The organism is Pseudomonas lundensis (assembly GCF_015377145.2).
Lineage (GTDB): Bacteria > Pseudomonadota > Gammaproteobacteria > Pseudomonadales > Pseudomonadaceae > Aquipseudomonas > Aquipseudomonas lundensis.
Genome location: NZ_CP062158.2, coordinates 4661630 through 4685379, shown reverse-complemented (window position 1 = coordinate 4685379; position 23750 = coordinate 4661630). Strand labels below are relative to the sequence as shown.

Below are 23750 nucleotides of genomic sequence, written 5' to 3'. Positions count from 1 at the left end.
GGGCGTTTTGCTGTTCAGGGCTGGCAGGTAATCGGTTGATCGCGCCACCGGCGCCAGGCCTGTTCCAGGCCGCTGCCGTGGCGGGCGCCGGGTACGACAACCGCTTGCAGGCAGCGCGCAGTGCCCAAGGCGTCACGGTAACGGGCGAGCAATTGCGGCGGCACGATGCGGTCATCGCTGCCCACAAAATGCCGCTGCACGATCTGCGTCAAGCGCTGGCGCCTGTCCAGGGGGTCCAGCGATCCGGTCAGCGGGCTGAGCTGTTGCAGCGCCACCCACTGACGCGGGCTGAGATTGCCGGCCAGGGTCTGCACCTGCGCAACATCCTCGCGCTGGCTGGCCAGCAGCAATGCCAGCGCGGCACCGCCTGAATAGCCCACCAACTCAAACGCCTGATTGCCCAGCCGTGCCTTGATCTGATCCAGCGCCTGATCGAGGCTCGACAGCACCTCGGGGCTGAAACGTCGGTCCGTCCACATCACCGGCGTGCAGGCGCGGGCGCTGACAAACTGACACGGACGGGCCAGATACACACTCGGCACGGGATCGCTGAACGCAAGGCGAGCCATCATCAGGTCGTGAGGGCTGGGGTCCAGGCTGGGCTGACGTGACGTTGCCCAAGCATGGCCGTCACCTTCCAGATACACGCGAATGCGCGACGAAACGGGGGCTGACGAAGGCAAGGCCACCATCAGCGGGAAATGTGGGGTGTGGATAACTTCAAGCCGTTGCTGATGGCGTGAAGCCTGTTCCTGCAACGCCTGAAGTGGCGTCTGACAACCGCCGAGCAGGGCGCTGATACACAGCGCCATGCCCCACGGCCAGACACCGACCCGCGAGCGCGGGTGGGGGCCTGAAGGCTTCATCAGAAGTCGTAACGCACTTTGGCCGAGAACGTATCGGCGTCGAAACCTGATTTGCCGACATAGTCGTAATTCAGGCCCAGCGTCACGGCACCCAGACGGTAATCGGCACCGATACCGGCTTCGTAGCTGTTACGCACAGCGCCAGCGCCGCTGGTGACGAACGGCGTGTTGCCGAGGGTGAAGGTCGACGTGCTGCTGGCTTCGTCAGCGGCAAAATCGTGGAACGCCATCAACTTGGCCTGTGGCGTAAGGGTGCCCTGACCCAGCGGGTAGCTGGCCGCGACCCGGAACCCTGCGCCCAGCTCGGCCACTTCGTAGCGCTGATCCTTGACCTTCAAGGCAGCCGACGAACCTTTTTCGCGGTAGCCATCGATGTCCACCAGGCTGTAGCGCGCAGCGATGCGTGGCTCAATCAGCAGGTCGGGCGTGATGTGGTAGGTGTAACCGCCCACCAGGTTCACGCCGAACAGGTTGCTGTCGTAGTCGGCCTTGGCTTTGGTGTTACCGACGTTGCGCTGGCTGTCGTTGTCGTTCATGCCGTACGTCAGCGCAGCGTCAACGAAGTAATTGCCTTGCTCAAAACCGCCGTACAGCGTGAAAGCGTGGCTGTCGACTTCAGTCTTGCTGCCCGCCTTGCCATTCACATCGGTGTTCAGGTAGCTGTACGCCAGACCCAGCGTCAGTTGATCGTTGAGCTTGCCGTCCGCACCGACCGCGATCCCGCGGCTGTACGCATTAAACCCGGCCACGCCATCGCGCATGTCCTGGTTGGCATCGCTGTACAGGGTTTGCACCCAGACGCCGGTTTCCTTGAGCGTGTCGCCCGAAGACAGCCCGCGGCCGCCGCCGGTACGGTTGCCCGTCACGTTGCTGATCAGGGTCTGGCTGGTGGTCGCCGCTTGGGTTGCGCCGCCGTTCACGTCAGGCGCCAGTTGTTCCGCCAGTTTTTTCAGCGCTTCAGGGTTATTGGACGCGTTGACATAGTGCTGGAACAGCGGGTCTTGCGGGCTCAGCATGGCCAATTGGCGAGTGACTTCGGTGAACGCGGCGCCCGCTTGTTGCGCATTGTGCGAGCCGCCGATGTCAGCGATGACATTGCCCACTTCCGCCGCGCCTTTGGCAGTGACCTTGCTCACAATCTGGTTGTTCTCGACCACGTAGCTGTCGACATTCAGCAGCGACGAACTGCTGGTGACGGTCAACCCGTTGTCTTGCAGGTCATTGGCTTGCACCAGCGTGTAGGTGGTGCCACCGGTGCCGAAATCATTGCCTTTGGCGGCCAGCTGGATCTGCGAACCTTTGCCGAATTCAGCCGTACCACTGACCGCCAGTACTGGGCGGCGGGCATCGGTGGCAGCGCTCAGGTTCAGCCCCAGCGACGAATTGCCAGCAACGTACAGGTTGCCGTCCAGCGTGGTGTGAGGCAGGCCGAGGTCCAGGTGCGCGGGCGACGACGCGCTGCCGACATCCACCCAGCCATTATTTTTCATGCGGATGTTGGCGCCGTCAGCCGTGGTGTCGGTGCCCGTGAACGCAGCGTTGCCGGTCACTTCGATCATGCTCAGATCGATCAGGTTGCCGGTGGTCTTGCTGCCGTCAGCCAGTGTCAGGTACACGCGGCCATCGCTTTCCGACGCATCTACCGCTTCGTCCTGGGACAAGAGGGTGCCGTTGTTGACAACCTTCAGCGCGCCGCCCTGATTGATGCCATCGATATCAAAACCGCCGATCACAATGGCGGCGTCTTGGGTCTGAATCAGGCCGTTGTTAACGATGTGCGCTTGCTCGCTGGCGAAGCTGACGCCGTCGGCGCGAATGCCTTCGGCATCTTCGCCCATGGCAATGATGGTGCCGTTGTTCTCGATCCCGCGTACATCGGCGCGGTCGTTGACATTACTCACGCCGTTCCAGCGCTCGGAGCTGGTCACATCAACGGCGGTGCTGCCGACACCGGTCACTTGAATCAGGCCGTTGTTGATGAATCGGCCGTCCAGCTGGCCGCCTTCCATCTGAAAGGCTTTGGCATCGGTGCCTTCAGCAATGATCTTGCCCGAGGCGGTGTTTTTGAAATCACCGTTGATATGCGTCGAGCCAGAAATATACGCAGCCCGTGAGACGTCACGGTCGTCCTCGCCCACATCCGGTTCGCCTTTAGCGCTCAACAACCCTTCGTTGATGACATCACCGCCCACCACGGCCGGATCAATCAACCACGCGGTTGCGCCATTGCCTTGGGAGCTGACACTGCCTTTATTGATCAGGTTGCCGCCAACCGTGTTGTTAGCCCACATCACGTCGCCGTTCGACGGGTTGGGGTTGTACCAACTGTCCATGTCGATACCGCCACCCGAGCTATTGCTTGAAGTAATCGTGGCGTTGAAGACCAGGTCTTTGGCGAAGTCCGAACCCAGGATATGAAGCGCGTCCACACCCTCTTGGGCGTGATTCATCGACCCGGTGATTTCGACGTTTTCGCTGAACTGCTGGCGTTCGAGGGTCAGGCCGGCATCGGTCAGTTGCAGCGTTTGCGCATGAACAGGCAGGGCACAGGTCGTGATGGCGAGAGCAAGTAGGCTTTTACGGAATAGAACAGGGGACACAAATTCTTCCTTAAACATCGGCTGATAATCCAGGCGCTTCCATGCATGTGCTTTTTAAAGCGAATGATGGCCAAGCGCCACACACAAAAGCGCGGCGATCTTAAAGGAGATGATGGCTAATTAACACTGTTGAATGATGGCAATCATTCACTACGGGACATGACGGGCAGGGCGCTGCGAATCCGCAAGCGGGCTGATTGCAGGCAACAGGGAATGCCTCGGGTCGCTAGGGGAGGGAAGACAGCATGGTGGGGTTTTTTAAGCACACACAAAAAAGGCCCACCTTGCGGTGAGCCTCTTTCGGTGTTTCGTATGGTGCCGGCACCAAGAGTCGAACTCGGGACCTACTGATTACAAGTCAGTTGCTCTACCAACTGAGCTATACCGGCGTTATGGGCGACGAGTATACCGGGATGTTTTGGCTTGTAAACCCCTGATATCAGACTATTTTCACAGTCTCTGCCGCAACGCTGGCGGCATCGGGGTTGTGGAGGTTTTCCAAGCTGTCGAATGACTCGCAAAGATCAGCCAATTTGGGCATTACGCGCGGGCAAACCCCAGTTCAAACAACGTTCCGCTGTCGTCGCTGCTGACGCGGACTTGGCCGTCGTGCAGGTGCATGATCGAGCGCACGATCGCCAACCCCAGGCCGCCCGAGTCCCCCGGTTCTGCCCGCGACGGGTCGATCCGGTAGAAGCGGTCGAACAATTTGTTCAAGTGCTGCGGATCAATCGTCGGCCCGGTGTTGTGGACGCCGATCCAGCAGTACCCCGGTTCATCTCGTCGCAGCAACCTGACCGTCGACCCCGGCTCGGCATGGCGCACGGCATTGGCCAGCAGGTTGCTCAGGGCCCGTTGCAGCAAGTGCAGATCCGCCGTCAGCGTCCCGTGGAGCTGGTTGTCCAGGCGCAGTTGACGGTCTTCGGCCAGGGCGTCGAAGTAATCACACAGCTCTTGGCCCACGTCCTGCAGGTTGACTGGGTGCAGGTGCAGCGGGCGCTGGCCGTGTTCGGCGCGGGCGAGGAACATCAGGTTTTCAGCCATGCGGTTCAGGCGTTCGTATTCTTCGATGTTCGAGGCCAGCACGTCCTGATATTCGGCCGGGCTGCGCGATTGGTTCAGCGCCAGGCTGTTGCTGCCCAGCAGGTTGTGCAGCGGGGTGCGGATCTCATGGGCCAGATCGGCCGAAAACTGGGACAGCCGCTCAAAGCTGTCTTCAAGCCGCGCCAGCATGGCATTGAGTGCTTGCACAGGTTCTTTGAGTTCGCTGGGCACGTTATCCACAGGCATGCGCTGGTCGAGGCTGCGTGGGTTGATGCCGCGCATGGCCTGCGCCAGTGTGTGCAAAGGTTTCAGGCCGCGACGCAACAACAGGCCGCCCAGGGCGAAGGCCAGCAGCGTGCCCAGTCCGATGGCAACGTACAGGTTCAGGCGATAGCGGGCGAGGATGTGCTCGCGCTCTTCGAGACGTTTACCGACCATCACGCTCAAGGTCTCGCCGGCTGGCCCCTGCGCCATGCCCGCCAGCAGCACGGTCGCATCGCGGGTCTGGATGTCGGCCCGTTGCGGCGCGCGGTCTTTGGCGATGGGTGGCAGCGTGGGCAGGGCTTGTTGATGCGGGTTGATGGCGATGACCTGCCCGCCATCCTGACGGTTGACCAGCAGCACGCTGTCCTGATTGCCCAGCATGTTCTGGTACAGGCGCGGGCGGGCTTGCAGGGCTTCGAGGCTGTCACTGTCGTGGAGCAAGGCGCGCATCTGTTCCAGTCGCCCGAGCAGCGCCTGATCGTCCCGCAGGGCCAGCTCCGATGCCAACGAGCGATACAGAAACACCCCAATCACGCTCAGCACCAGCGCGCAGGTCAGGGCAATCGCCAGCGCCAGGCGCCAGGCGATGGATTTACTCATCGGGCGCTTCCAGTTGATAACCGACGCCGCGCACCGTGTGGATAAGTTTGGGCATGTAGGGGTCGTCGACCTTGGAACGCAGGCGGCGCACGGCGACTTCGACCATGTTGGTGTCGCTGTCGAAGTTGAGGTTCCAGACCTGCGAGGCGATCAGGGTGCGTGACAGCACTTCGCCCTGACGGCTGGCCAGTAAATGCAACAGTGCGAATTCTTTGTTGGTCAGGCTGATGCGCTGGCCGCCCCGGCTGACGCGACGGCGCAGCACGTCGATTTCAAGGTCCGCGATGGTGTAGGACTCAGCCTCGCGCATCGGGCCACGGCGCAACAGGGTGCGCACCCGCGCCAGCAGTTCAGCGAAGGCGAAGGGCTTGAGCAGGTAGTCGTCGGCGCCCAGTTCCAGGCCACGCACGCGGTCTTCGATGGCGTCTTTGGCCGTCAGGAACAACACCGGTGTGGCGCCTCGCTGGCGAATCAATTGCAGCAACTGCCAGCCATTGAGCCCCGGCAGCATCACATCCAGGATGACCAGGTCGTAGGCCTGCTGCTCGATAAAGTAACGCCCGTCCAGGCCGTTCAACGCCACATCCACGGCAAAGCCGGATTCTTTCAGGCCTTTGGCCAGAAACTCCGCGGTCTTGGCTTCGTCTTCCACCACTAACAAACGCATCGCACACCTCGATCAATCGTCTGCACAGGCTAGGGGCTGTTCGCGTTTTATTGCAAGCCGCGTCGCGGGTTACAGGTGAAACGCGGCCCGAAGGGATGAAAGCCCACGTGGCTGCTGTGAAACGGGAACAGATCCTAGGCGCCTTCGCGGGTGTTTCCTATTACAAACTTGTAATCCAACTGACGGGGTTCTGACGAACAGCGCCGGGTAAGGTGGCGTCATTCATTCAGGAGCAAGCCCAATGATGCTGAAAACCCTGCTGTCAGGCGCGGCCATGGTCGTTGCCATCAACGCTCAGGCCGCCCCTGCATTGCCGCGGCATGCGGAGCTGGATCTGACCACGGCGCGGCAACTGGCCGATGCCACCCTCGCGCACTGTACCGGTACTTTTAGCGTGCTGGACCGGGGTGGCAACGCACTGGTGACCATGCGACCTGAAAGCGTCGGGCCGCACAATGCCGTGGCCAGCCAGCGTAAAGCCTACACCGCGCTCTCCACCAAAACCCCGACCCGGCTGTTTGCCGAGCGGGCACGCAACAATCCCGAAGCATCCAACCTCAATTCGATCCCGGAATTGCTGCTGTTGGGCGGCGGCGTCCCGCTGTTTGCCGGGAGTGAACTGGTAGGGGCGCTGGGCGTGGCCGGTGCCGGTGGGGCTGAGCAGGATGAAGCCTGTGCAGTCAGCGCCGCGCAAGCCGTCGGCCTGACGATTACGCGTTAATTGTTATTAACTGGAGGATGACCGATGAAAGCTTTACGTATGACGATGGCCGCTTTGAGCCTCAGCGCGGTGTCCAGCCTGGCATTGGCCGCAGGCAACCCATTGAGCGTGCATGTGTTGAACCTCGAAAACGGCTTGCCGTCGCCGGGTGTCAACGTGACGCTGGAGCAACACGTTGGTGAGAACTGGCAGCCGCTGGCGCAGGGCGTGACCAACGAACAAGGGCGCATCAGCGAGCTGTTCCCGGCCAAAAAGGCCCTGGAAACCGGCGAATACCGCGTGGTGTTCAAAACCGGCGACTACTTCAAGAAGGCCGGGCGCGACACGTTCTTCCCGGAGATTCCGGTGATTTTCGACGTGAAAAACGTCGATCAGCACTACCACATCCCGCTGCTGCTGAGCCCATACGGCTTCTCGACCTATCGCGGTTCCTAGTACAAAAGGCAGGCCCACTGCTGGCGTCAGTTATCCACAGCGCTGCGCCAGCAGCATCAGGTTACGCGGGGTCAGGTGACGGTCGCAGAATGCGCCCAGTTGCACGTCGTAGCCGTTTTCACTCAGGTACAGCGCGCGATCCAGCACCAGCCACAGCTCCAGCGGACGCCGGAATAAGCCGCGCACCAGTTCCAGGTTGCGCACCTGCGCCAGCCGCTGCCACCCCGCCGCTTCCAGCGCCGCCCAGTCTTCGGTGCCGGTTGTGGATAAGTGCTTCAGTGCCGCCAAGTCCCCGCAATAGTCCGCAAACGGCTTGTTCAGCCACGTGCTCGGTAACGACGGTGTGGATAAGTAGTCGTCACACTGCCGCGCCTGCCGCTGCCACACATCAAACCCCAACCGCCGCGCCATCGATTCATCGCGCTGGCGCCGTACGCGGCTGCCTGCGGTGACGGTCTCGCTCATGGGCAGACTCAAGTCTTCCCGGCTCAGCAACAAGCCCGAGGCACGGGCGGCTGTGGATAACGGCTGATAGGTCGGGGTGCTGATGCGGTTGTAACAACACGGCGAGAGTGCCAGTTGTCCACAGCCGGCGGCGCTCGCCAATTGCAGCAGCCGGACGTGCAGATCGCCACAGGCATGCAGCGCGACCGGTGTCATATCGGCCGTCAACTGCGCGGCGGCCTCGGCCGTGAGCACGTCTTGTTGCACGTGCCGGGCGTCGAGGCGGTGACGCTGGCTGAGCAATTGACCGGACTCAATCAGCGCCGGGTCGTATTCCAGGCACGTCAATCGCTGCCCTGAGCTGAGCAGGCGGCGCCCCAAATGGCCTTTGCCCGCGCACCAGTCCAGCCAATGAGTGGGCGGGGTCTGAAACGTCAGGCACTGAGCGAAGGCGTCGATCTGCTGCCATTTACGCCCCGGCACGTCGACCTGCAAGCGCGGTAGCGCTGGCATGAACCCTTGCGTCGGCAAGGCCGACACAGCGCTCAAGGCACGCGACATCGCCGCCAGCGCCGGAAACGGTGCAGGGGCGGGCAGGTGATGCGGTTGGTTGTGGTTGTCTTCGGCGTCCTGTAACGAACGCTGGCGCAACCACTGCGCCAGTTCGGGGTGTTGCGCTTCCCACGGCATAGTCAACTGCGTGAATGGCCGCGGGCGCCACAGGTGTTGATGCTGGCTGAGCCAGCGGTCCAGCGCCTGGAAGCGGGTGAGCAATGACGCTCCCCGCAACACGTCGGCCTTATCGGCCCTGGCAGGCATCGACGCGCAACCAGCGCTCCAGCAGCTTGAAGCCCTGAATCAGCACAAACGACATGACCAGATAGATCACACCGGCAATCAGGAACATGTCCACCGTCTGGTACGTGCGGGCAATGATGGTGCGGGTCATGCCGGTCAGTTCCAGCAGGGTCACGGTACTCGCCAGCGAACTGGCCTTGAGCATCAGGATCACTTCATTGCTGTACGCGGGCAGGCCGATGCGTGCAGCACGCGGCAGCACAATGTGGATCAGGGTCTTGAAGCGCGACATGCCCAGCGCCCGCGCGGCTTCGATTTCACCCGGCGGGATGGCCTGAATGGCGCCCCGCAGGATCTCGGCAATGTACGCCGCTGTGTGCAGGGTCATGGTGATGACCGCGCACCAGAACGGGCTGCGCAGGTACGGCCACAACACGCTGTCGCGCACCGCTTCAAACTGCCCGAGGCCGTAATACACCAGAAACAACTGGATCAGCAGCGGCGTGCCGCGGAAGAAAAAGATGTACGCATACGGCAGCGAGCGCACGTACCACAGCCGGGACGAACGGGCGATGCCCAGCGGGATGGCGACGATCAGGCCGGCGATCACCGACAGCGCGGTCAGTTCGAGGGTCAGGGTTGCGCCCTGAATCAGCTTGGGCAGCCACTTGATGAAGAGTTCCCAGACCATTACGTTCTCCTCACAAAGCCGCGCGCTGCGCGTTTTTCAAGCACATGCATGGTGCCCATGGCCAGCACGGTCAGGCCCAGGTACATCACGGCGGCCACCATGTAGAAGGTGAACGGGTGTTTGGCGAAGGTCACAGCGTTTTGTGCCTGACGCATGATTTCTTCCAGACCGATCACCGACACCAGCGCGGTGTCTTTCATCAGGATCATGAACAGGTTGCCCAGACCGGGCAGGGCGATCCGCCACATTTGCGGCAATACCAGCCGGGTGAAAATCCGTGGCTTGGTCAGGCCCAGCGCCAGGCCCGCTTCGCGATGGCCTTTGGGGATGGCCAGAATGGCGCCGCGAAACACTTCAGTGGCGTACGCGCCAAAGCACAAGCCCAGCGCGATGACACCCGCCGCGAACGCGCTGAGGGTCAGGTCGGGCATGCCGAGGAACTCGCCCAGCGCGCGCACGGCATTCACGCTGCCGAAATAAATCAGCAACACCCACAACAGCTCTGGCACACCGCGTACCAGCGTCGAATAAGTGCTGCCCAGCCAGCGAACCGGCTTGTAGGGCGAGGTTTTGGCCAGTGCGCCGAGCAAGCCCAGCACCAGGCCCAGGCACAGCGCGGTGAGTGCCAGTTTGACGGTCATCAGCGCGCCAGCGGCAAGCGCCGGGCCGAATCCGTATAAGTCGATAGTCATAAATAGGCAGGCTTTGCTAGGGACCGGCGCCACCTTGCGGCGCGCCGGTCAGGCAGGTCATTCAATGCTGAATGGGAAATACTTGTCGTTGATCTTCTTGTAGGTGCCGTCTTCTTTGATTTCTTTGAGGGCAAGGTTCAACTTGGTGCGCAGATCGGATTCGCCTTTGCGCAGCGCAATGCCGACTTTGTCGTCTTCGTTGATCGGATCCTTTTTGAACTCGAAGGCCTCACCGGGCTTGCTCTTCAACCAGTCGTAGATGGCGTACTTGTCGGCCAGTAACGCATCGACGCGGCCCGAAGCCAGGTCGAGGTAAGCGTTTTCCTGAGTGTCATACAGCTTGATGTCACCACCGACGTTGTCTTCCAGCCAAGTGGCGGCCTGGGTCGCACGTTGGGTGCCGAGTTGTTTGCTTTTGAGCGAGTCGATGTCAGTTTCGAACTTGACCTTCTTAGAAGCCACGAACTGCTGTTTGTTGGAGTAGTACGGGTCGGTGAAATCAACGGCCTGTTTGCGTTCGTCAGTGATCGACAGCGACGACACGATGAAGTCGAACTTCTTGGCATTCAGTGCAGGGATGATGCCGTCCCAGTCCGAGGTCACCACCTCGCACTCGGCCTTCATCTTGGCGCACAGGGCCATGGCGATGTCGTAGTCGAAACCGACGACCTGGCCACTTGCGTTTTTGTTATTGAACGGAGGGTAAGCCCCCTCAATGCCGACTTTGTACTTATCCACAGCCAAAGCGTTCGCACTGAACACCAGCGTGGCGGCAGCGGCCAGAAGAAACTTTTTATAGTTCTGCATGCGTGTTGCTCCGTTAGCGGTTGCTGGACATGAATTGTTTGCAGCGCGCTGAAACCGGGTTATCGAAAACCTGTTCAGGCGACCCTTGCTCTTCGATCAGACCCTGGTGCAAAAACACGACTTCGGTGGACACCTGACGGGCAAAGCCCATCTCGTGGGTGACCAGCAACATCGTGCGGCCTTCTTCGGCGAGTGCGCGGATCACACTTAGTACTTCCTGGACCATTTCCGGGTCAAGCGCCGATGTCGGTTCATCGAACAGAATCACCTTGGGCTGCATGGCCAGCGTGCGCGCAATCGCGGCACGTTGTTGCTGGCCGCCGGACAGCTCGGAGGGGTAGGCGTGGCGTTTGTCAGCGATGCCGACCTTGGCCAGCAGCGCTTCTGCCACTTCAATGGCCTCGGCTTTGCTCTGCCCCAGCACCCGGCGTGGCGCCTCGATGATGTTGTCGAGGATGCTCATGTGCGGCCACAGGTTAAAGTTTTGAAACACAAAACCCAGTTCGCTGCGCATGCGGTTGATTTGCTTGCCATCGGCCGCAATCAATTCGCCATTCTTGGCCTTTTTGAGCGCCAGCTCTTCACCGGCCACGATGATCTGGCCTTCGTGGGGGTTTTCTAACAGGTTGATGCAGCGCAAGAGCGTCGATTTGCCGGAACCGGAAGAACCCAGGATCGAGATCACGTCACCGTCGCGTGCGGTCAGCGAGATACCTTTGAGTACCTCAAGCTCGCCGTAGCGTTTGTGCAAATTGCGGATTTCAAGCGCGGGCGTGGCCAGAGCCATGTGCGGTCCTCATTGTGTTCGGGTGCGATCCTGCTATTGGGCGGCCGTCCTGGCGAAGGCCAAGCTAGCATAGGGCTGCAAAGGCCACCAACCGTCTCAGGGGTACAAAAAAGGCTGGGGGCAGTCGTGGGTCGCATTGCGACAGCAGACTGTCGCGTAGACAACAACCGAGCCGGTGTTTTGCCCTCGGGCCAGACAGGTATCGCGTAAAAAAGGTCGCGATGGTGCCAGTTTTGGCCCTTCGTTGGAAGCACGAACCTACTAAAGGTCAAAGATGCGCACAGGTTTGGGGCCTGTGTGGCGCAAATGGGTAATCTGGGTGCGTTTTCGGTAGGTGTAACTGAGTGTTACGGTAACGAATTCATCGAAAGCCTTGCGCTAAAGCGCCCGTGTTTTTTTCTGCGCACCTTTGCAGCCCGCGGAAAACGGCACTTTGTCACATTTTGGCTCACTTATTGCGTCAAGGATTCGAAACGCCTGTGTTGGTTACTTTTTACGAATGTCAACGCAGGTGCTCGGAATGGCTTCAATTAAAGGTAGTCGCAATGAGCAATACGCAATCCTCTAACCATCTGGAACAAGGGCTCAAGCCACGGCATGTGACCATGCTGTCGATTGCCGGTGTCATCGGCGCCGGCCTGTTTGTGGGCTCCGGTCACGCCATTGCGCAGGCGGGCCCCGCCGTGCTTCTGGCCTACGCCGCCGCCGGTACGCTGGTAGTGCTGGTGATGCGCATGCTGGCCGAGATGGCCGTGGCCTCACCCGATACCGGCTCGTTCTCCACCTATGCCGACCGTGCCATTGGCCATTGGGCCGGTTTCACCATCGGCTGGCTGTACTGGTGGTTCTGGGTCCTGGTGATTCCGCTGGAGGCCAACGCCGCCGCTACCATCTTGCACGCGTGGTTCCCGGACACCGCCATCTGGGTCTTTACCCTGGTCATCACCTTATTGCTGACCGCCACCAACCTGTTCAGCGTCAAGAACTACGGCGAGTTCGAGTTCTGGTTCGCCCTGGTCAAAGTGCTGGCGATCATCGGCTTCATCATTTTGGGCGTACTGGCGGTCTTCGGCTTGTTACCCAACAGCCAGGTCAGCGGTGTTTCCCATCTGGTCGACACCGTCGGCTTCATGCCCAACGGCATGGGCGCGGTACTGGCCGCCATGCTGACCACCATGTTCTCGTTCATGGGCACTGAAATCGTCACCATCGCGGCGGCCGAATCCAAAGACCCGAGCAAGCAAATCACCAAGGCCACCAACTCGGTCATCTGGCGGATCGGCTTGTTCTACCTCGTGTCGATCTTCCTGGTCGTGGCGCTGGTGCCGTGGAACGACGCGGGCCTGGCGCAGGTCGGTTCGTACCAGACCGTACTGGATCGCATGGGCATCCCGAACGCCAAGCTGATCGTGGACATCGTGGTGCTGATCGCTGTGACCAGTTGCTTGAACTCGGCGCTCTACACCTCGTCGCGCATGCTGTTCTCGTTGAGCAACCGTGGCGACGCCCCGGCGGTGGCCAAACGCACCAACGCCAGCGGCACGCCTTACTGGGCGGTGATGATGTCCACCGGTGCGGCGTTTCTCGCGGTATTCGCCAACTACGTCGCCCCGTCGCAAGTGTTTGAATTCCTGCTCGCCAGTTCCGGCGCCATCGCCCTGTTGGTGTATCTGGTGATCGCCGTGTCGCAACTGCGCATGCGCCAAAAGCGCACCGCCGAAGGCGAAAACATCGCGTTCAAAATGTGGCTGTTCCCGGGCCTGACCTGGGCGGTGATCGTGTTCATCGTGGCGATTTTGACCGTCATGCTGTTTCAGGAAGCGCATCAGGTCGAGATCATCGCCACCGGCCTGCTGAGCATCTTTGTGGTCACGGCGGGCCTGCTGGTCGCCCGTCGTCGACGCATTGAAAAAATGGGGGCACCGGTACTCAACTGACGCCAGGACGGCACAACCGGCTGAGTGCCACCCAGACCGCCATCGACACTGATGGCGGTCTTTTTTTTGGGTTGAACAAAGCCCACCGGGATGACCGTTGATCACTATCTGCGGGGTATTTCTCACTCTGTGGGAATGCAATTTCAGCTAATGGGAAACTCCGTGCACCATGCGAGCAAGAGCATGGGGCCGACAATGAACAACAACACGCCAACAGATCGCTTACTGCACATCCTCGTCACGCTGGGGCAATCCGGCGAGGCCATCTCCGCCCGCGAGCTGTCCGTACAACTGGGCCAGCCGCTGAGCAGCACTTACCGCCACCTCAAAACCCTGCTGCGTTGGGGGCTGGCCGAAGAAAACGGACAGGGCCGCTACCTGCCCGGCCCGGCCTGTTTGCAACTGGCCAAAAAATTCGACCGCGAGGCGGTTCTGGTCACGCTGGCCAAGCCCGAACTCAAACGGCTGGCCGACCTGAGCCAGGAAAGCGTGGCGCTGATGGTGCCCAGTAATGGCCAGGCGATCTGCATTGAACTGGTCGACAGCCCGCAGCCGCTGCGTTGCTGTTACCAGAAAGGGTTGGCCCAGCCGCTGTTGGTCGGCGCCTCGGCGCGGGTGCTGCTGGCGCACATGGACCCGGCTCACAGCCTCGCCCTGTTGCACAGCCAGGGCGTCGACGCGCCCGCGTGCGCCGACTACCAGCGCAGTTTTGAGCAGATCCGCGCTCAGGGTTACGCCGTCAGCCTCAGTGAAATCGACGACGGCATCTGGGGCGTCAGCGCCCCCTTGATCGACAGCCGCGAGCGCCTGCAAGGCGCCATCAGCCTTATGGCCCCCGCTTTTCGCGCCCAGCAACGCAGCGAACGCCTGATCCGTTGGACGCAGGACGTCGCGCTGCGCCTGAGCGCTCGCCTGGATTGAATGTAATGGGAGTTTTCGCATGACCGTTGTACCTGACATGACCCTGTGGACAGGCCGCATTGACGCCGCCGAAGGGCAGGGCGCCCTGCGCTGGCATCAATGGATCAAACCGCTGGCGCCGGGTATGCCGGCGGGCGCGGCGCTCATTGGTCTGGCCAGTGATGAAGGCGTCAAACGCAATCAGGGGCGCACGGGCGCGCGTCTTGGGCCACCGGCCTTGCGCTCGGCGCTGGCCAATCTGGCCTGGCACGGCAGCGCGCCGTTGTATGACGCCGGGGACGTGGCCTGTGTGGGCAGCGACCTCGAAGGCGCACAACACGCTTACGCCGCGCAGGTCACTGAGCTGCTGACCCAAGGGCATTTGCCGCTGGGGCTGGGGGGCGGGCATGAAATCGCCTACGCCAGTTTCAGCGGGCTGGCCGATTACCTGCGCGGGCAAACCCCCGCACCGCGCATCGGCATTCTCAATTTTGATGCGCACTTTGACCTGCGCCACGCCGAGCAAAGCAGTTCCGGCACGCCCTTCCGGCAAATCGCCGAGTACTGCCAGCGCGCCGACATGCCGTTTGCGTATTGCTGCCTGGGCGTCAGTCAGTTGAACAACACCCAGGCCCTGTTCGAACAGGCCGAGCGGCTGAACGTGCGTTACCGCCTCGACCGGCACATGAACAGCTGGGACATGCCCGCGCTGGAGGCCGCGCTGGATGAGTTTTTGCGTGGCGTTGACCACCTCTACCTCACGCTTTGTCTGGACGTGCTGCCTGCCAGTCAGGCGCCGGGCGTGAGTGCGCCGTCCGCACACGGGGTCGACCTGAACATCGTTGAGCACCTGGTGCGGCGCGCCAAGGCCAGCGGCAAAGTGCGCATGGCCGACATTGCCGAACTCAACCCCGGCCTGGACCTGGACCACCGAACCGCCCGCATTGGTGCGCGGCTGCTGGCCAGCCTGATTGATTAAGTTTTTCGCTCGTCCCTGAACCCGCTTGTTGAATCATAAAAAAAAGAGAAATTCGCCATGCTGACATTCCAACTGGATGCGCTGAGCACCCTGGCTCTCGCGCTGCTCCTGCTGGGCCTGGGTGCCCAACTGAAAAAACGCAGTTATTGGCTGCGCCAACTCTGCGTCCCCGCGCCGGTGATCGGGGGCTTCGGTTTTGCCTTGCTGATCTGGTTGCTGCGCGATCGGCAACTGCTCGACCTGACCCTCGACACGAGCCTGCAAACCCCGTTGATGGTGGCGTTCTTTACCACCGTCGGGTTGGGCGGCAGCCTGGGGCTGTTACGCAAGGGCGGCAAGTTGCTGTTTATCTACCTCGGGGCGTGCTGGGGGCTGGCGCTGGTGCAAAACGTGGTCGGCGTGAGCGTGGCCAAGGCGCTGGGCATCGACCCGCTGCTGGGGATCATGGCGGGGGCGGTTTCGCTGGAAGGCGGGTTCGGCGCAGCGGCGGCGTTCGGCCCAATTGCCGAAAACCTGGGGGCCGTGGGGGCGACCACCGCTGCACTGGCGGCGGCCACCTTCGGCATGGTGGCGGGCGGCTTGCTCGGCAGCCCGTTGGCGCGCTGGTTGATCGAACGCAACGCGCTGAGCGTCAAGGCAGAAGACGCCGGGGACCTCAAAGCCTTTGAAGGGGTCGTGCACACGCCGCCTGCGGCACTGGACGCGGCGACCCTGCTGCGCCTGCTGACCTGCATCGTGGTGATCATGGTGGTGGGTTTCTGGCTGGGCGCCAGCCTGCAACAGCACTTGGGCATCGTGTTGCCCAGTTACGTGGGCGCCATGTTCGTGGCGATCGTGCTACGCAACCTCAACGACCGCACCCAGGCGGTAGAGCTGCCCGACCATGCGGTCAGCACCTTGGGCGATGTCAGCCTCGGCATGTTCCTGACCATGGCCATGATGAGTCTCAAATTCTGGGAACTGGAAAAGCTCGGCATGCCCTTGCTGGTGATTCTGGTGGTGCAGGTGGTGATCATGCTGTTGCTGTGCATCTTCGTGCTGTTCCGCCTGTTTGGCGGCAACTACGACGCGGCGGTGCTGTGCGCAGGCTTCATGGGGCACGGGCTGGGCGCCACGCCCAATGCCGTGGCCAACATGGGCGCGATCTGCGATCACTACAAAGTGTTTTCGTACAAAGCCTTCATCATCGTGCCGTTGTGTGGCGCGGTGTTGATCGACATTGTGGCGATCCCGATGATCACCTGGTTCATCAACGCCTTCGCCTGATCTGTCCACAGGCCGCTGGCCTTGGCGCGTCACCGGTTAAGGGTGACGCGCCAGGGCCGGAGGGCCGTCAGGCAACCCTGGGCACGGTAAAGCGGAACTCGCTGCCTTCTCCCGGCTTGCTCTCGGCCCGCAACTGGCCGCCGTGGGCCTTGATGATGCCCTGCGAGATGTAGAGCCCCAGCCCTGTGCCGGCTGCATTGCCCTCCTTGGCCGTCCAGTAGCGTTCGAAGATGTGCGGCAACTGCTCAGGCGCAATGCCTTTGCCCGAATCGCGCACGCTGAACACGATTTCATCGCCATTGGACATGGCCGCCACGCCGATCTTGCCATCGGCCGGGGTGAACTTGATGGCATTGCCGATCAGGTTCGACAGCACCTGAAACAGACGCTCCGGGTCGGCGTGGATCTTCAGGTCGGGCTCGGCGTTGAAGGTCAGTTCCACCGACTTGTCCAGCGCCAGAGGCGCCAGCAGCGAGAACGCTTCTTCGAAGATCTGCGCCACGTCCAGCGGCTGCGGGTTGATGGTGTAGCGCCCGGCTTCGATCTTGGAGGTGTCGAGCAAGTCTTCCAGCAACACGTTCATGCGGCTGCTGGCTTGCTGCATGGTGTCGATGGCCGAGGTGATACGGCGCGAGGTGTGCGGGCCGTCGCTGCTGAAGGCTTTTTGCATCATGCCGCAGAGCATCGAAATGATGGTCATGGGGCTGCGCAAGTCGTGGGAGACCACGGCCACCAGTTCGTCGCGGGCACGCACGGCCTGTTGCTCGCGCAGCACCTGACGGGCGAGGTCGTTTTCCAGTGCCGAACGGCGCAAGTCATTGGCGGCGAACAGGTCGCCATGGCTCCACTTGCTGGAAATACCGTCCATTTCGACCTTCCACAGCTCAAACGACGTGCGCGGGCTCAGGCGCAGCCCCGTGGCGCTGGGCTCCAGATTGAGCGGCTTTTTCGGGTCGCCGCTCCACGGGATGCTTTCCTTCACCTCTTTGCGAAACCACAGCACCGCGTTGTCCACCGGCTTGGGCAGGGTCATGGCCAGCAGGCCGCTGGCGATGTCCTTGTACCCGGCGGCGGGCGCATAGACCGTTGACAGGTGATGGCTCGACAGCACCGACTCGCCCGACGCCTTGAACCACTGGTACAAGGCACGGATTTCATCGGGTGGCGGGCACTCGCCGTAACGGTGCAGCACCTTATCTTCCAGGATCGCCACGCCGCTGGCGCCGGTCAGCGACATCAGCCGCTCAGGCTCGGCGGCCAGGCCGTCAAACACGTGTTCCTGGCTGTGGACCATGGCCGTGTTGAGCTGCACCAGCGCCTCCATTTTGGCTTCGCGCTGGCGGCTGATTTCCAGGGTTTGCAGGGCACTGATTTGCAGCGACAGCACCTGCCCGATGGTCTGGCAGGCCATGCGCAGCTCATGGGGGACGTGCAGCGGCTGACGATGCCCGCAACTGATCAGGCCCCACAACCGCTCCCCGTCCATCAGCGAAATGCTCATGGACGACAGCACGCCCATGTTGCGCATGTACTGGCAGTGGATCGGTGACACGCTGCGTAACACCGCGCCGCTCAAGTCCAGCGCTTGGCCCGTGTCAGGGCGCAGCCGCGGCACCAATTCGACCGGCTGGTAATCGGCGTTGGGGATGATGCGCAGCCAGTGTGTGCGATACAGCTCGCGGGCCTGTTCGGGGATGTCGGAGGCCGGGAAGAACATCCCGTTGAACAGCTCCATCGACGGCGCCGAGGCTTCAGCGATCACCTGGCCGTGGCCTTCTTCCTGAAACCGGTAGATCAACACACGGTCGTAGCCGGTGAGGGCCTGGATTTCCTCGACGCAGATGTCGTACAGGGCAGGCAAGGTTTTGGCCGCTTGCAGGCGTTGCAGCATGCGGCTCAGGTTGCGCACTTTGTCCATCGTGCTTTTGATTTGTAACGCGTCGGGCTTGAGTTCCAGCTCAAGCACCAGCACGCCGCTTTCGCGGTGCAACAGGCCTTCGTACGCAACCCCTTGCATGTCCAGCTCCAGCGGCGGCGCGTCCACGTGCGCGGCGAACCCGGCGGCCTGCGCAATGGCGGCCGCGGCGGTCGGGCCGGTGAGCATGCTCAGCGGTTGGCCCAGCAGCGCGTGGGGGTTCAGGCCGAACAGGTCCTGCACGTTGTGGCTGATTTGCTCGATGCACAGCGCGGGCTCGGACAAGGTCACCAGCACGCCGTGGGGCTGGATGGCGCCGGGGTAGCGGATCGGTTCGTCGGCGCAATTGACCAGCAGGGCTTCAAACGCCTCAGTGTCGAGTGAATTCATAGCAAAACCTCCTGGCGATCGAGCCATTGCTCGAAGCAGCTAAACGTTGAACAGGCAGCCTGTGCGGCTTCGCTTCGCCCTGTGGCATCGAGCGGCACACTGCCCAGAAATTCAATAAATGCCTTCCAGTGCTGGCCAGTGTCCTCGCCATACACAAACAGGAACGCACCGCCGTTATCGGCATCAAGGCCCAAATGCTCGGCCACCCGTTTGCGCAGCACATTGCCGCCTAGCGTGGCGCCTTCGAGCACATACAAAACACCCAGTGCCTGGGCTTCGCTGCGCACGGTGGGCAGGTGCTGGCAGCGGGGCAGCGCGTGCGGGTCTACGCCCAGCGCCCGCAAGTCCTGAACCAACGCAGGCGTCTTGAGTCGCGCCGCCAGGTCAAACCCTGACGGGATGAACGCGCTGTGCGTCAGCCGGTCTTCCAATGCCTGATAAAACCCGAAATAGGCACTTAGCAAGCGGGTGTAATACTCAAGGTCGAGCGTGTCTGAAAAAAACGGTAGCCGTTGCTCTAACGCAACATGCAAGGTGTGTGTACCGGCGCGCAGATCGTTCAGGACGCTGGGCGCGGCGGGGGGAGATTGGACTGGTGGCATGCCGTGTAACAGGGCTCTCTGCGTGCGCAAAAAATAGGCGCTCATGACTTTCTGAAGCCATGGCATGAAAAAAGTGCAATAAATCTGACAGGTCTTAGCGGAAAATTCTGGCAGATTGACAGCACCTTGTGCGACCCCAATGACACCGCACAGGATCGACGGTACACCTGAACCCGTATTGATATGGCCCCGTGACTGCGAGGAATCACCATGCTTGAACTGCGCCCCAACTGTGAATGCTGTGATTGCGATTTGCCGTCGGACGCCTCCCAGGCGCGTATCTGTTCGTTCGAATGCACCTTCTGCGCGACGTGTTCGGAACAGAAGCTGGGCGGCCTGTGCCCCAACTGCGGCGGCGAACTGCTGCCTCGCCCGCGTCGTCCGGCCAGCAAGCTGGCCCGGCATCCGGCGTCCACGGTGCGGGTCAATAAACCGCAGGGGTGCGCACCCGGCGCCTGAGGCGGGCTTGCCGTTACATATGGAAGTCCATATATTCGGGCGTCCCTCTGTAAGGTCCTGTGTCATGACTCAAACCGTTTCCCCGCCGTCGGTGTTCAAAGCCCTGGCGGATCCCACCCGTGCGCGGCTGGCGCTGCTGCTCGCGCAGGAAGGCGAGCTGTGCGTGTGCGAGCTGATGTGTGCGCTGGATGACAGCCAGCCCAAAATCTCCCGGCACCTGGCGCACTTGCGCCGGTGCGGGCTGTTACTGGATCGCCGTCAGGGCCAGTGGGTGTATTACCGCCTCAACCCGGCCTTGCCCGCGTGGGTCTCGGCGGTGCTGGACATCACCCTCAACGCCAACCGGGCCTGGCTGCACAGCGATGTGCAACGGCTGGGCGCCATGGGCGACCGCCCGCTACGCAACCCGTGCTGCTGAGCGGCGAGGACAGTTCGATGTGGGTAGCCAGTGCTATTTTTGTGTTCACGATTGTGTTGGTCATTTGGCAGCCGCGCGGCTTGGGCGTGGGGTGGAGCGCCTCTATGGGGGCTGTGCTGGCGCTGGCCTTTGGCGTGGTGCAGTTGAGCGACATTCCCTTGGTGTGGTCGATTATCTGGAACGCCACCGGCACCTTCGTGGCGCTGATTATCATCAGCCTGTTGCTGGATGAGGCGGGGTTTTTCGCGTGGGCGGCGTTGCATGTGGCGCGCTGGGGGCAGGGCCGTGGCAAGCGGCTGTTCGCCTTTATGGTGCTGCTCGGCGCGCTGGTCTCGGCGCTGTTTGCCAATGATGGCGCGGCGCTGATCCTGACCCCGATTGTGGTCGCCATGCTGCTGGCGTTGCGCTTCTCGCCTGCGGCGACCCTGGCGTTTGTGATGGGCGCGGGGTTCATCGCAGACACCGCCAGTTTGCCCCTGGTGGTGTCGAACCTGGTGAACATCGTGTCGGCTGACTTCTTCAAGATCGGCTTCAACCAATACGCAGCGGTCATGGTGCCGGTCAACCTGGTGAGCGTGGCGGCGACGCTGGGCATGCTGCTGTGGTTCTTTCGCCGCGATATTCCGGCGCGCTACGACCCGGCCGAGCTGGATGCGCCCGCCAGCGCCATTCACGACCGCGCCACGTTCATGGCCGGTTGGTGGGTGCTGGGGATTCTGCTGGCAGGGTGTTTTGCGCTGGAGCCGCTGGGCATCCCGATCAGCGCCATCTCGGCGTTATGCGCCGCCTTGCTGCTGTTGATCGCGGCACGCGGGCACCGGATTTCAACCCGCAAGGTGCTCAAGGAAGCGCCCTGGCAGATCGTGATTTTCTCCCTCGGCATGTATTTGGTGGTCTACGGCCTGCGCAATGCCGGGCTGACCCAGGCGCTGGCCGGTTGGCTCGACGCATTTGCCGTGCATGGCGTGTGGGGCGCCACCTTCGGCACGGGGCTGCTGACGGCGCTGTTGTCGTCGATCATGAACAACTTGCCGACGGTGCTGATCGGCGCGCTGTCGATCGACGCCAGCAGCGCCACGGGCGTGGTGAAGGAGGCGATGGTGTACGCCAACGTGATCGGCAGCGACCTGGGCCCGAAAATCACGCCGATTGGCAGCCTGGCCACGTTGTTGTGGCTGCACGTGCTGGCGCGCAAGGGGATCCGCATCACTTGGGGGTATTACTTCAAGGTCGGCATTGTGCTGACCGTGCCCGTGTTGCTGATCACCCTGGCGGCGCTGGCCGTTCGGTTGGGTGGCTGAGGGCGGTCAGTCGGCGGGCGCCTGCCCGAGGGCGTCCACGGTGGCTTTGACCGCGCGCAAGGCGTGGCTCAGCAGGAACGCCTGATGGGCGTCGATACACAGCGTGCCGGTGGCGGCTGCGTCCAGCGTGTGGGTGGCAGCGGACAGCAGTTCGCTGGCGCTGTGCAAGGCGTGAACGGCGGGGATGTCGGGTGTCACGCTGAACAGCAGGTGGTTGTGATGGGCCGGGCCGGTTTCGTGGAAGGCGAGCGGGGTGGTGAGGTGCGGCATGAAGGTCTCCAACTTTTCAGTAAGAGCTGCCACGTTCCTTCCTACGGGATTGGGTGGCAGCCATGTGCGGGGTAGGAATACCGGGAAAGTTGGCACCCGGCCAGACCGAAGTCTGCCCGCACACAGCTGCCATAGAGCGTTATTCCGGACATAAAAAAACGCCGGAAAGACAGTCTTGGGCGCTACGCGCCAACTTTGAATCGGGTTCCTACGCCCGGCCACGGGATTGACCGTGACGCTGCGGACTTTATCCCTCGCACACTGACTTGGCAAATCGGGCGCTGCGCACCGGAGCGCCGCCTGTCTGTCAGAGCGTGTTGCGGGCGCTGCGCTCGGCCAGCAGGCGCGAGGCTTCAACGTAAGCGGTCTGGAAGGCCGGGGTTTCGACCCATGCCAGCGCGGCGTCTTCGTCGTCACCGTGCACCGTCATGCGGAAGGCAATCAACAGGCCCATCAGAAAATCGGTGGCGTCTTCTTCCTCTTCCTCTGAAATCACCAGCTCCAACACCGGGTATTGCAGGAACACACTGCACATCGCTTGCAGGCCGCGGGTTTCGGCGGCTTTCATGGCCTGGAACAGGTCGTCGAAATCCTCAGGCTCAAAGCCGTTTTCCTTGATGTCCTGGAAGTCGAAAGTGCTGAGGTCGATTTTAACGTCATCGAACGGATGATCGATCAGGGCCGAGGCCGAGGCTTTCGCTGGCTTGCCCATGCGATTCTGTTTGGCTTTGGACTTGGCCCGCTGCGCGTGCTTGTGCTGTTTCTTTGGCGTTGCCATGAACGTGTGTCCTGTGGAGGCTGAGGAGAGGATTGAACTCCATCTCTTCGCAATCGCCAAGCGAAGTGGCTGGATATCCTTGTTCTATCTCCCCTTCACCCGTGTAAACCCGGGCCACAACCGGTAGGCCTGATAGACGACTTTTTATAAATCTTGAGAATCTTCCTACCGACAAGCCAAACACCTGTGAAGTAGCGTCCTGTTGCACTTAGGCGGTGAATACGGATCGTCAAATTGCAGAGGGGGTGTTATGGCGGTTAAGCATATCTTCCCCAGTACCCTGGGATGTAATGGGATGGATGGCAACCGGCGACATGCCGAGGCCACAGAGCAAGCACAGGCCGCTTGGGACAGAACACTGGCGGCGAATGCACGGAACGAGCGGGAAGCTGACGCACGCAGGCGTTCGATCAACACGCCGGATGAAGTGGCCTCACGAGGATGCGTCTTTGCCAAGCGTTGCACGCTGCCAGAAGGGACCATTAACTACATCAAAAACAAACTACGAAATGGCAAAGCCCCCTTCGCTCAAAGGCCAGAGCACAACGGTGAAATTCATAAGGAAGGCAGGCAGGGATCATGAAAAACACATTCAGCGAATACACAGAAAGCGAATTCGAAGCCCTGCTACAGCGCATCATTAGCTACGATGGCACGGAGCTGGAAGTAGACAAGATGGTGTTTCTCTTCGAAGAAGTGAGCGAGCATCCTGCCGGGTCCGACCTGATTTTCTACCCAGAAGACGGCGCTGATGATTCGGCATCAGGCATCACCAAGACGGTGAAAGCGTGGCGCGCTGCTCAAGGCTTGCCGGGATTCAAAGACGAGTGACCGATGGGCAATAGGGAAGTCCACCGAAGTCGGCTGTATCAAGCTGCTGGAGGAGGTCTCCAAGGAAGACGACCATGGTCGTGCTGACGTGCTCTTGCTGCACGTCGAGAAGGTAAGCGAGCACCCGGCAGGGCCAAGCTGAATCAACTCCCCGGAGCCGGGGCGGATAACGGCCTATGGTTTCGCATCACGCGCACCGCGTGACGTGTTGAAAGGCGATCGGGAGGGTTCAGAGGCCCTGTGGCGTGTCAGGGGGGACGAAAGGGCTGCGCGGGCGGACAAAGTGTG

24 protein-coding genes and 1 tRNA gene are annotated in these 23750 nt (G+C 61.5%); 11 read left to right on the top strand and 14 right to left on the bottom strand.

What is annotated here, in order from left to right:
• Nucleotides 1-14 precede the first annotated feature (14 nt).
• The 5 genes from IF654_RS21840 to IF654_RS21820 all read right to left on the bottom strand — a co-directional run bounded on the left by IF654_RS21840 (nt 15) and on the right by IF654_RS21820 (nt 6041).
• Nucleotides 15-866 carry a dienelactone hydrolase family protein gene (locus tag IF654_RS21840; RefSeq protein WP_230683744.1) on the bottom strand — a complete coding sequence of 284 codons (852 nt, stop codon included), beginning with the start codon at nt 864-866 and terminating at the stop codon, nt 15-17.
• A complete protein-coding gene (locus IF654_RS21835) occupies nt 866-3466 on the bottom strand; it encodes an autotransporter family protein (protein ID WP_194862071.1) in 2601 nt (866 codons plus the stop codon). Before IF654_RS21835 ends, IF654_RS21840 begins: the two co-directional genes overlap by 1 nt.
• 313 nt (nt 3467-3779) lie before the next feature.
• Nucleotides 3780-3855: transfer RNA gene (locus IF654_RS21830), tRNA-Thr, on the bottom strand.
• A gap of 151 nt (nt 3856-4006) precedes the next feature.
• The gene (locus IF654_RS21825) at nt 4007-5374 is read right to left on the bottom strand and encodes a heavy metal sensor histidine kinase (RefSeq protein WP_047281633.1); all 1368 of its coding nucleotides are present in this window, start codon (nt 5372-5374) and stop codon (nt 4007-4009) included.
• On the bottom strand, nt 5367-6041 hold the full coding sequence (locus tag IF654_RS21820) for a heavy metal response regulator transcription factor (RefSeq protein WP_047272875.1): 675 nt from the start codon (nt 6039-6041) through the stop codon (nt 5367-5369). Before IF654_RS21820 ends, IF654_RS21825 begins: the two co-directional genes overlap by 8 nt.
• 241 nt (nt 6042-6282) lie before the next feature.
• Between IF654_RS21820 and IF654_RS21815 the strand changes: the two genes are divergently transcribed.
• Both IF654_RS21815 and uraH read left to right on the top strand, forming a co-directional pair.
• On the top strand, nt 6283-6762 hold the full coding sequence (locus IF654_RS21815; protein WP_194862072.1) for a GlcG/HbpS family heme-binding protein: 480 nt from the start codon (nt 6283-6285) through the stop codon (nt 6760-6762).
• A 24-nt stretch (nt 6763-6786) separates the two neighbouring features.
• On the top strand, nt 6787-7197 hold the full coding sequence (uraH, locus tag IF654_RS21810) for a hydroxyisourate hydrolase (protein ID WP_047281630.1): 411 nt from the start codon (nt 6787-6789) through the stop codon (nt 7195-7197).
• Nucleotides 7198-7227: 30 nt separating this feature from the next.
• Here the strand turns inward: uraH and IF654_RS21805 are convergent, their stop codons facing one another.
• The 5 genes from IF654_RS21805 to IF654_RS21785 are packed head-to-tail and all read right to left on the bottom strand — an operon-like array spanning nt 7228 to nt 11416.
• Nucleotides 7228-8460 carry a methyltransferase gene (locus tag IF654_RS21805; RefSeq protein WP_194862073.1) on the bottom strand — a complete coding sequence of 411 codons (1233 nt, stop codon included), beginning with the start codon at nt 8458-8460 and terminating at the stop codon, nt 7228-7230.
• A complete protein-coding gene (locus IF654_RS21800) occupies nt 8441-9130 on the bottom strand; it encodes an ABC transporter permease (RefSeq protein WP_047272879.1) in 690 nt (229 codons plus the stop codon). Before IF654_RS21800 ends, IF654_RS21805 begins: the two co-directional genes overlap by 20 nt.
• Entirely contained in the window at nt 9130-9822 is a 693-nt protein-coding gene (locus IF654_RS21795; RefSeq protein ID WP_047281905.1) for an ABC transporter permease, read from the bottom strand. The genes IF654_RS21800 and IF654_RS21795 overlap by 1 nt, the downstream gene beginning before the upstream one ends.
• Before the next feature lie 57 nt (nt 9823-9879).
• Nucleotides 9880-10629, bottom strand: coding sequence for a transporter substrate-binding domain-containing protein (locus tag IF654_RS21790; protein WP_194862074.1), 750 nt, complete (start codon nt 10627-10629; stop codon nt 9880-9882).
• Between the two features lie 13 nt (nt 10630-10642).
• Nucleotides 10643-11416 carry an ABC transporter ATP-binding protein gene (locus tag IF654_RS21785; protein ID WP_047291721.1) on the bottom strand — a complete coding sequence of 258 codons (774 nt, stop codon included), beginning with the start codon at nt 11414-11416 and terminating at the stop codon, nt 10643-10645.
• A gap of 545 nt (nt 11417-11961) precedes the next feature.
• On the opposite strand from IF654_RS21785, the gene gabP reads away from it, so the two are divergent.
• The 4 genes from gabP to gltS all read left to right on the top strand — a co-directional run bounded on the left by gabP (nt 11962) and on the right by gltS (nt 16498).
• A complete protein-coding gene (gene gabP / locus IF654_RS21780) occupies nt 11962-13353 on the top strand; it encodes a GABA permease (protein WP_094989449.1) in 1392 nt (463 codons plus the stop codon).
• Between the two features lie 195 nt (nt 13354-13548).
• The gene (locus tag IF654_RS21775; protein ID WP_047281627.1) at nt 13549-14274 is read left to right on the top strand and encodes an IclR family transcriptional regulator; all 726 of its coding nucleotides are present in this window, start codon (nt 13549-13551) and stop codon (nt 14272-14274) included.
• Nucleotides 14275-14293: 19 nt separating this feature from the next.
• Nucleotides 14294-15232 carry a formimidoylglutamase gene (gene hutG / locus IF654_RS21770; RefSeq protein ID WP_194862075.1) on the top strand — a complete coding sequence of 313 codons (939 nt, stop codon included), beginning with the start codon at nt 14294-14296 and terminating at the stop codon, nt 15230-15232.
• A gap of 57 nt (nt 15233-15289) precedes the next feature.
• Complete coding sequence (gene gltS, locus IF654_RS21765) at nt 15290-16498, top strand: sodium/glutamate symporter (protein ID WP_047272886.1); 1209 nt, start codon at nt 15290-15292, stop codon at nt 16496-16498.
• A 67-nt stretch (nt 16499-16565) separates the two neighbouring features.
• On the opposite strand, the gene IF654_RS21760 is transcribed toward gltS, so the two are convergent.
• Together IF654_RS21760 and IF654_RS21755 are read right to left on the bottom strand one after the other, a co-directional pair.
• Entirely contained in the window at nt 16566-18803 is a 2238-nt protein-coding gene (locus IF654_RS21760) for an ATP-binding protein (protein ID WP_047272887.1), read from the bottom strand.
• Complete coding sequence (locus tag IF654_RS21755) at nt 18800-19405, bottom strand: biliverdin-producing heme oxygenase (RefSeq protein WP_070411532.1); 606 nt, start codon at nt 19403-19405, stop codon at nt 18800-18802. Before IF654_RS21755 ends, IF654_RS21760 begins: the two co-directional genes overlap by 4 nt.
• Nucleotides 19406-19615: 210 nt before the next feature.
• Here IF654_RS21755 and IF654_RS21750 point away from each other — a divergent pair, with 210 nt between their 5' ends.
• From IF654_RS21750 to IF654_RS21740, 3 genes are all read left to right on the top strand, one after another.
• Entirely contained in the window at nt 19616-19864 is a 249-nt protein-coding gene (locus IF654_RS21750) for a DUF1272 domain-containing protein (RefSeq protein WP_194862076.1), read from the top strand.
• Between the two features lie 64 nt (nt 19865-19928).
• The gene (locus tag IF654_RS21745; protein WP_047279767.1) at nt 19929-20282 is read left to right on the top strand and encodes a metalloregulator ArsR/SmtB family transcription factor; all 354 of its coding nucleotides are present in this window, start codon (nt 19929-19931) and stop codon (nt 20280-20282) included.
• A gap of 17 nt (nt 20283-20299) precedes the next feature.
• On the top strand, nt 20300-21583 hold the full coding sequence (locus tag IF654_RS21740; protein WP_193077534.1) for an arsenic transporter: 1284 nt from the start codon (nt 20300-20302) through the stop codon (nt 21581-21583).
• Nucleotides 21584-21589: 6 nt separating this feature from the next.
• Here the strand turns inward: IF654_RS21740 and IF654_RS21735 are convergent, their stop codons facing one another.
• Nucleotides 21590-21886, bottom strand: a complete 297-nt coding sequence (locus tag IF654_RS21735) for a DUF3077 domain-containing protein (protein WP_230683743.1) — start codon at nt 21884-21886, stop codon at nt 21590-21592.
• A gap of 274 nt (nt 21887-22160) precedes the next feature.
• The gene (locus IF654_RS21730) at nt 22161-22631 is read right to left on the bottom strand and encodes a hypothetical protein (RefSeq protein WP_047272892.1); all 471 of its coding nucleotides are present in this window, start codon (nt 22629-22631) and stop codon (nt 22161-22163) included.
• A 250-nt stretch (nt 22632-22881) separates the two neighbouring features.
• Here IF654_RS21730 and IF654_RS21725 point away from each other — a divergent pair, with 250 nt between their 5' ends.
• Both IF654_RS21725 and IF654_RS21720 read left to right on the top strand, forming a co-directional pair.
• Nucleotides 22882-23214, top strand: coding sequence for a hypothetical protein (locus tag IF654_RS21725; protein WP_141229992.1), 333 nt, complete (start codon nt 22882-22884; stop codon nt 23212-23214).
• Entirely contained in the window at nt 23211-23462 is a 252-nt protein-coding gene (locus IF654_RS21720; protein WP_094987866.1) for a bacteriocin immunity protein, read from the top strand. Before IF654_RS21725 ends, IF654_RS21720 begins: the two co-directional genes overlap by 4 nt.
• The last annotated feature ends 288 nt before the right edge of the window (nt 23463-23750 follow it).

What these genes read in the sequence shown, in the direction of transcription:
- IF654_RS21740 (WP_193077534.1), top strand. Translation starts at nt 20,300, where the DNA reads ATGTGGGTAGCCAGTGCTATTTTTGTGTTCACGATTGTGTTGGTCATT.
- IF654_RS21825 (WP_047281633.1), bottom strand. Translation starts at nt 5,374, where the DNA reads ATGAGTAAATCCATCGCCTGGCGCCTGGCGCTGGCGATTGCCCTGACC.
- IF654_RS21720 (WP_094987866.1), top strand. Translation starts at nt 23,211, where the DNA reads ATGAAAAACACATTCAGCGAATACACAGAAAGCGAATTCGAAGCCCTG.
- IF654_RS21755 (WP_070411532.1), bottom strand. Translation starts at nt 19,405, where the DNA reads ATGCCACCAGTCCAATCTCCCCCCGCCGCGCCCAGCGTCCTGAACGAT.
- IF654_RS21800 (WP_047272879.1), bottom strand. Translation starts at nt 9,130, where the DNA reads ATGGTCTGGGAACTCTTCATCAAGTGGCTGCCCAAGCTGATTCAGGGC.
- hutG (WP_194862075.1), top strand. Translation starts at nt 14,294, where the DNA reads ATGACCGTTGTACCTGACATGACCCTGTGGACAGGCCGCATTGACGCC.
- IF654_RS21745 (WP_047279767.1), top strand. Translation starts at nt 19,929, where the DNA reads ATGACTCAAACCGTTTCCCCGCCGTCGGTGTTCAAAGCCCTGGCGGAT.
- uraH (WP_047281630.1), top strand. Translation starts at nt 6,787, where the DNA reads ATGAAAGCTTTACGTATGACGATGGCCGCTTTGAGCCTCAGCGCGGTG.
- IF654_RS21795 (WP_047281905.1), bottom strand. Translation starts at nt 9,822, where the DNA reads ATGACTATCGACTTATACGGATTCGGCCCGGCGCTTGCCGCTGGCGCG.
- IF654_RS21775 (WP_047281627.1), top strand. Translation starts at nt 13,549, where the DNA reads ATGAACAACAACACGCCAACAGATCGCTTACTGCACATCCTCGTCACG.
- gltS (WP_047272886.1), top strand. Translation starts at nt 15,290, where the DNA reads ATGCTGACATTCCAACTGGATGCGCTGAGCACCCTGGCTCTCGCGCTG.
- IF654_RS21790 (WP_194862074.1), bottom strand. Translation starts at nt 10,629, where the DNA reads ATGCAGAACTATAAAAAGTTTCTTCTGGCCGCTGCCGCCACGCTGGTG.
- gabP (WP_094989449.1), top strand. Translation starts at nt 11,962, where the DNA reads ATGAGCAATACGCAATCCTCTAACCATCTGGAACAAGGGCTCAAGCCA.
- IF654_RS21805 (WP_194862073.1), bottom strand. Translation starts at nt 8,460, where the DNA reads ATGCCTGCCAGGGCCGATAAGGCCGACGTGTTGCGGGGAGCGTCATTG.
- IF654_RS21730 (WP_047272892.1), bottom strand. Translation starts at nt 22,631, where the DNA reads ATGGCAACGCCAAAGAAACAGCACAAGCACGCGCAGCGGGCCAAGTCC.
- IF654_RS21750 (WP_194862076.1), top strand. Translation starts at nt 19,616, where the DNA reads ATGCTTGAACTGCGCCCCAACTGTGAATGCTGTGATTGCGATTTGCCG.
- IF654_RS21840 (WP_230683744.1), bottom strand. Translation starts at nt 866, where the DNA reads ATGAAGCCTTCAGGCCCCCACCCGCGCTCGCGGGTCGGTGTCTGGCCG.
- IF654_RS21725 (WP_141229992.1), top strand. Translation starts at nt 22,882, where the DNA reads ATGGCGGTTAAGCATATCTTCCCCAGTACCCTGGGATGTAATGGGATG.
- IF654_RS21760 (WP_047272887.1), bottom strand. Translation starts at nt 18,803, where the DNA reads ATGAATTCACTCGACACTGAGGCGTTTGAAGCCCTGCTGGTCAATTGC.
- IF654_RS21820 (WP_047272875.1), bottom strand. Translation starts at nt 6,041, where the DNA reads ATGCGTTTGTTAGTGGTGGAAGACGAAGCCAAGACCGCGGAGTTTCTG.
- IF654_RS21815 (WP_194862072.1), top strand. Translation starts at nt 6,283, where the DNA reads ATGATGCTGAAAACCCTGCTGTCAGGCGCGGCCATGGTCGTTGCCATC.
- IF654_RS21785 (WP_047291721.1), bottom strand. Translation starts at nt 11,416, where the DNA reads ATGGCTCTGGCCACGCCCGCGCTTGAAATCCGCAATTTGCACAAACGC.